The sequence below is a fragment of the Mycobacteriales bacterium genome, assembly GCA_036497565.1.
Classification (GTDB): domain Bacteria; phylum Actinomycetota; class Actinomycetes; order Mycobacteriales; family QHCD01; genus DASXJE01.
In genome coordinates this window covers 1-6162 of record DASXJE010000168.1, presented here as the reverse complement: position 1 = coordinate 6162, position 6162 = coordinate 1, and the positions used below count along the sequence as shown (strand labels likewise).

General features: G+C 71.5%; 5 protein-coding genes. 1 reads left to right on the top strand and 4 read right to left on the bottom strand.

What is annotated here, in order from left to right; genetic code table 11:
- The coding region (locus VGH85_14330) for a histidinol dehydrogenase (protein ID HEY2174981.1) at window positions 1-621 on the bottom strand (621 nt) is incomplete at its 3' end.
- A 52-nt stretch (window positions 622-673) separates the two neighbouring features.
- Here VGH85_14330 and VGH85_14325 point away from each other — a divergent pair.
- On the top strand, window positions 674-1354 hold the full coding sequence (locus VGH85_14325; GenBank protein HEY2174980.1) for an LON peptidase substrate-binding domain-containing protein: 681 nt from the start codon (window positions 674-676) through the stop codon (window positions 1352-1354).
- Here VGH85_14325 and VGH85_14320 read toward each other — a convergent pair.
- From VGH85_14320 to VGH85_14310, 3 genes are all read right to left on the bottom strand, one after another.
- Window positions 1329-2012 (bottom strand): DUF2567 domain-containing protein, encoded by a 684-nt coding sequence (locus VGH85_14320; protein ID HEY2174979.1) that lies wholly within the window; start codon window positions 2010-2012, stop codon window positions 1329-1331. The genes VGH85_14325 and VGH85_14320 overlap by 26 nt on opposite strands.
- Window positions 2013-2083: 71 nt before the next feature.
- Window positions 2084-5632: a DNA polymerase III subunit alpha gene (dnaE, locus tag VGH85_14315; protein ID HEY2174978.1), complete on the bottom strand. Its 3549-nt coding sequence runs from the start codon at window positions 5630-5632 to the stop codon at window positions 2084-2086.
- A 49-nt stretch (window positions 5633-5681) separates the two neighbouring features.
- Window positions 5682-6162: GNAT family N-acetyltransferase (locus VGH85_14310; GenBank protein ID HEY2174977.1), on the bottom strand; the 481-nt coding region annotated here is incomplete at its 5' end.

Here is a 6162-nt window from a genome sequence, read left to right as displayed (position 1 = left end):
CCGGGGCACGTCTTCAACGCCGTAGGCGAACATCGCGATCGCCTGGGCACCGCCGACGGCGTACACCTCGTCGACCCCCAGCAGGGCGCAGGCGGCGAGGATCGCGGGATTCGGGCGGCCACCGAACTCGGCTTTCGGTGGTGAGGCCAGCGCGATCGATGGGACGCCCGCGACCTGGGCCGGCACGACGTTCATCACGACGCTGGACGGGTAGACGGCCAGGCCGCCGGGCACGTAGAGCCCGACCCGGGCGACCGGCACCCAGCGCTCGGTGACCGTGCCTCCGGGGACGACCTGGGTGGTGACGTCGGTCCGGCGCTGCGCCTCGTGCACCAGCCTGGCCCGGCGGATCGACTCCTCCAGCCCCGCCCGCACGGCCGGGTCGAGCCGGTCGAGGGCCTGCGCCAGCTCGCCGGCCGGGACCCGCAGGGCATCGAGCTCGACGTCGTCGAACCGGCGGGTGAGGTCGCGGACCGCCTCGGCCCCGCGCCGGCGTACGTCGTCGAGCACCTCACGGACCGCATGGCTGACCGACTCGACGTCGACGGCGGCCCGGGGCAGGGCCCGGTCGACGTCGATACCGTCGGGCGGGGCGGTACGCAGATCGGTGCGGTGCAGCACTGTCAGTCCCTCGGTTCGATGTGATCTCCACCCTAGGACCTAGGCTGTGCGGGTGCCCGAGTCCCTGCCGCTGTTCCCGCTCCAGTCGGTGCTCTTCCCCGGCGTGCTGCTTCCGCTGCACGTCTTCGAGGAGCGCTACCGGCTGCTCGTTCAGCAGCTGCTGCACGAGCCCGACGAGTCCGCGCGGGAATTCGGCGTGATCGCCATCCGCCAGGGGTGGGAGGTCGGGCCGGATGCCGCACGCTCCCTTCACCCGATCGGCTGCACGGCCCTCATGCGCCGGGTCGAGAACAAGGAGGACGGGACCTACGAGGTGGTCTCGGCCGGCGGCCGCCGGTTCCGGCTGCTCGAGGTCGACGCCACCAGCGAGCCCTACCTGGTCGGGTCGGTGGAGTGGTTGCCCGACGAGCCCGATCCCGGGCCGGAGACCACGCTGCTGGCCCGCCGCGCCGGGACGCTCTTCGAGGAGTACGTCGCCGCGGTGGCCGGCACCGGGGGCGCCGAGGTCGCGGCGTTCGAGCTCCCCGAGGACCCGACCGTCCTGTCCTACCTGGTGGCCTCCGCCGCGTTGCTCACGCTCGACGACCGGCAGGCCCTGCTCGAGCGCGACAGCACGCGCGAACGGATCCGCCATGAGCTGCGGCTGCTACGCCGCGAGACCGCGCTGGTCCGCGAGCTGCGGGTCGTGCCGACGTCGCTGGCCGAGATCACGCTGCAGGCCGGGACGAACTGACCTGCGGTGACCTGCGCTCCGGCCGTCGGAGGTCGTCGTGCCGGGAGAATCCGGTGGCCACGACGACGGTGAGTACGGCGAAGAACGGCTGGAAGAACAGCGCTCCCTTCGCCCGCAGGGTCAGCCGGGCATGCAGCGTGGCGCCGACGTGGCCCAGCGCCGCGTGCACCTGACCCGCGGTGGGGTGCCGGCCCAGCCACAGCCCGAACCGCCACGCGACGACCGCACCGACCAGCGAGGCGAGCGCCAGGGCGACCACGAGAACCGGCCCGCGGGAGAGCCGCCGGCTCCACACCGCCAGCCCGGAGAGCACGCCGACGACCGCGCCGATGATCGCGAACCAGCCGTCCGCCGCGATCAGCGCCTCGGATTCGGGGTCGGTCTGGATTCCGACCGGACCACCGGATCCGCGCACCACGCTGAACCCCAGCCGCGGCGCCAGCACGCTCCAGATCACCCCGGCGAGCAACCCGACCACCGCCAGCACGAGCACCAGGATCGCCGCCGTACGCAGCTCGCCGCGGGTGGGCCGCAGCCGTTCGGACAGGGGGGCGCGGCGACCCTGCTCCGACGACGGGAGCGGCGCCATGCCCGGTAGCTCGGGACGGGTCGCGGCGCTGCCACCCGGGTCGCTGCCGGGACGGGAGGTATCGGCCACGACGTCCAGTGTTGCAGGCTCGCTGCCGGCACAGTGCCGGGATCGCCCCCTTCGCCCGGCCCGGCCGGCGCTCAGCTGGCGACGCAGGCGGGCCCGAGCAGCGCCTTCAGGTCACCCATCAGGGCGATGGTCGCCGCGACCCGCAGCCCGTCGTCGAGCCGCAGCGTGGTGGTCCGGGTGCCGTTGACCAGCTCCAACTGCACCTCGGTGGTGCCCGGGTGCGTGGAGAGCACCTCCTTGAGCCGGGCGACGACCGGCGGGGTGCACCGGGCGGCCGGCATCGACAGCACCACCGGCCCGCGCGGGCCCTGGGACAGGTCCGGCATGGTGAGCTCGCTGGCGATCAGCTTCGGGGTGTCGTCGCGGCGGTCGAGCCGTCCGCGGACGACGACGATCGCGTCCTCGGCGATGTTGATGCCGACCTGGGCGTAGGTGGCCGGGAAGAACAGCACCTCGATCGAGCCTTCGAGGTCTTCCAGCACGACCTGCGCCCATGGCGCCCCGGCCCGGGTGACCCGCCGGGTCACCGACGACAGGATCCCCGCCACGGTCACCGACTGCCCGTCGCCGACCTGATCGCTCTGCAGAGCCGCGATCCCGACGTCGGAGGCGCCGGCCAGCACGTGCTCGAGGCCGAGGAGAGGGTGGTCGGAGACGTAGAGCCCGAGCATCTCGCGCTCGAAGGTCAGCAGCTCGCGCTTGTCCCACTCGTCGGTCGGGACGACGACGTCGAACGCCGACCCGCCCTCGGCCTGCGGGGCTCCCGTGCTGAACAGGTCGAACTGGCCGATCGCCTCCGCGCGCTTGGTCTCCAGGCAGGCGTCGATCGCCTCGATGTGCACCTGCGCGAGCCCGCGCCGGCTGTGACCGAGGGAGTCGAAGGCGCCGGCCTTGACCAGGGACTCGACCACCTTCTTGTTGCACGCGACCTGCTCGACCTTGCGCAGGAAGTCGGGGAAGTCGGCGAACCGGCCGGCCGACTGGCGGGTGCGCACGATCGAGGCGACGACGTTCTCGCCGACGTTGCGGACGGCGGAGAGCCCGAAGCGGATGTCGCCGCCGCGCGGGGTGAAGTCGGAGTCGGACTCGTTGACGTCCGGCGGCAGCACGGTGATTCCCATCCGCCGGCACTCGCCGAGGTAGATCGCGCTCTTGTCCTTGTCGTCCTTGACGCTGGTCAACAGCGCCGCCATGTATTCGGCGGGATAGTTGCTCTTGAGGTAGGCCGTCCAGTAGGACACGAGCGCGTAGCCGGCGGTGTGCGACTTGTTGAAGCCGTAGTCGCAGAACGGCAGCAGCACCCCCCACAGCGCGTCGATCGCCGCGCGGGAGAAACCGCGCTCCGCCATCCCGCCGGAGAACGCCTCGTGGTGCATCTCCAGCTCGGCCTTTTTCTTCTTCCCCATCGCCCGGCGCAGCAGGTCGGCCTGGCCGAGTGAGTAGCCGGCGACCTTGCGGGCCAGCGCCTGCACCTGCTCCTGATAGACCAGCAGGCCATAGGTTTCGTCGAGGATCTCGGCGAGCGGCTCGGCGAGCTCTGGGTGGATCGCGCCCACCGGCTTGCGGCCGTTCTTGCGGTCGGCGTATTCGATGTGCGCGTTGGCGGCCAGCGGACCCGGCCGGTAGAGCGCGAGGACCGCAGAGATGTCCTCGAACTTGTCCGGGCGCATCAGCCGGAGCAGGGCCCGGATCTGGCCGCCGTCGAGCTGGAAGACGCCGAGGGTGTCGCCGCGGGCCAGCAACTCGTAGGTGGGCTTGTCGTCCAGCGGCAGGTCCTCGAGGACGATCTCCTGTCCGCGATTGGCAATGACGTGCAGGATGCAGTCGTCGAGCACGGTGAGGTTGCGCAGGCCGAGGAAGTCCATCTTCAGCATGCCGAGCGCTTCGCAGGCACCGGCGTCGAACTGGGTGATGATCGCGCCGTCGGCCTCGCGACGCTGGATCGGGATGACGTCGAGCAGCGGCTCGGCGGACAGGATCACCCCGGCGGCGTGCACCCCCCATTGGCGCTTGAGGTTTTCCAGCCCGCGCGCCGTGTCGAGGATCTGCTGCACCTGCGGGTCGGCGGCGTAGAGCGCGCGTACCTCGCCGGCTTCACCGTGCCGCGGATGGTCGGCATCGAAGATCCCGGACAGCGCGATGTCCTTGCCCATCACCGGCGCCGGTAGCGCCTTGGTGATCCGGTCGGCCACCGCGTAGCCCGGCTGGCCGAGCAGCACCCGCGCGGAGTCCTTGATCGCCTGCTTGGCCTTGATCGTGCCGTAGGTGATGATCTGCGAGACCCGGTCCTCGCCGTACTGCTGGGTGGCGTAGCGGATCATGTCGCCGCGACGGCGCTCGTCGAAGTCCATGTCGATGTCGGGCATCGACACCCGCTCGGGGTTGAGGAACCGCTCGAAGAGCAGCGAGTGCTCGATCGGGTCGAGCTCGGTGATCCCCAACGCGTAGCCGACCAGAGAGCCGGTGGCCGAGCCGCGGCCCGGGCCGACCCGGATGCGGTTCTCCTTCGCGTAGCGGATCAGGTCGGCGACCACCAGGAAATAGCCGGGGAACCCCATCCGCAGGATCATGTCCAGCTCGAACGTCGCCCGCTCGCGCCGGTCGGCCGGCACCCCGGCCGGGTAGCGCCGGTCCAGTCCCCGCTCGACCTCCGTACGCAGCCAGCTCGCCTCGGTCTCCCCGGCCGGCACCGGGAAGCGGGGCATCAGGTCACGCGCGGCGAAGACCGTGTCGTAGGACCCGACCCGCTCGGCGACGGCGAGGGTGTTGTCGCACGCCTCGGGCAGCTCCCGCCAGACGTGCCGCATCTCCTCCGGCGACTTGAGGTAGTAGTCGCTCCCGTCGAGCTTGAAACGGCCCGGGTCGGCGAGCGTCTTGCCGGTCTGCACGCAGAGCAGCACCTCGTGCGCGCGGGCGTCGTCGGCGAACGTGTAGTGCAGGTCGTTGGTGGCGAGCAGCGGCAGGGACAGATCACGGGCGATCCGGAGCAGCCCGTCGCGGGTCGCCCGCTCGATGCCGAGGCCGTGGTCCATCAGCTCGCAGAAGAAGTTGCCCGCCCCGAAGATGTCGCGATAGTCGGCGGCGGCCTGCCGGGCCTCGTCGTAACGGTCCTGCTGCAGCAGCCGGTTGACCTCGCCCGACGGGCAGCCGGTGGTCGCGATGAGACCGCGCCCGTGCTCGGCGAGCAGCTCACGGTCGACCCGGGGCTTGTAGTAATAGCCCTCGAGGCTGGCCAGCGACGCCAGCCGGAAGAGGTTGTGCAGGCCGTCCGCCGTCTCGGCCAGCATCGTCATGTGGGTGTACATCTCGCCGGGGTTGTCGGCCCCGACGGTCCCCCGGCCCACGGCTGCGCGGCGCCGCTCGAAACGGCTGCCTGGCGCGAGGTAGGCCTCCATCCCGACGATCGGCTTGATCCCGGCCTCGGTGGCCTGCCGGTGGAAGTCGTAGGCGCCGAAGACGTTGCCGTGGTCGGTCATCGCCAGTGCCGGCATGCCCATCCGGGCCGCCTCGGGGAGCAGGTCACCGACCCGGGCCGCGCCGTCGAGCATGGAGTACTCGGTGTGCACGTGCAGGTGGGCGAACGAATCTCCTGCTGCTGACGGGCGGCCGGCATTCGGCACGAGCGTCGATCTCCTTCAGGGGGCTGGCGGCGGTCGGACTCTCTTTCTACTACGCGGGTCCGTCAGTTCTGCGCATCGGCTCGCGGTCCCCGCCTGGAGCGGATCGCAGCGGCTTGTCGAACTCGTACTCCACGGTGTCGGACAGGTCGTGCAGCTCACGCGTACGACCGGTACGGCGGTAGCCGAGCCGCTCGTAGAGCCGGTGGGCGTCGAGGAACCGGGTGTCCGACCAGAGTTCCATGCGGTGCGCGCCGGCGGCGCGGGCGGCGTCCTCCACGATGCCGGTGAGCCGGGCGCCCAGGCCGCCGCGGCGCGCCGGCGCGCCGACGTAGAGGTTCTTCAGCTCGCTGGTCTCGCCGTGCGGTTTGAGGCCGACGCAGGCCGCCACGGTGTCGTCGAGCGTCACCACCCACAGCTGCCCACCCCAGCCGGCGTACCCGGTCGCGGGCGCCCGCAGCCACGGCTCCTCGCGATCGACGTCGAGCACGCAGCCGGGGTATTCGGCGAAGCAGTCACCCAGCAGCCCGATG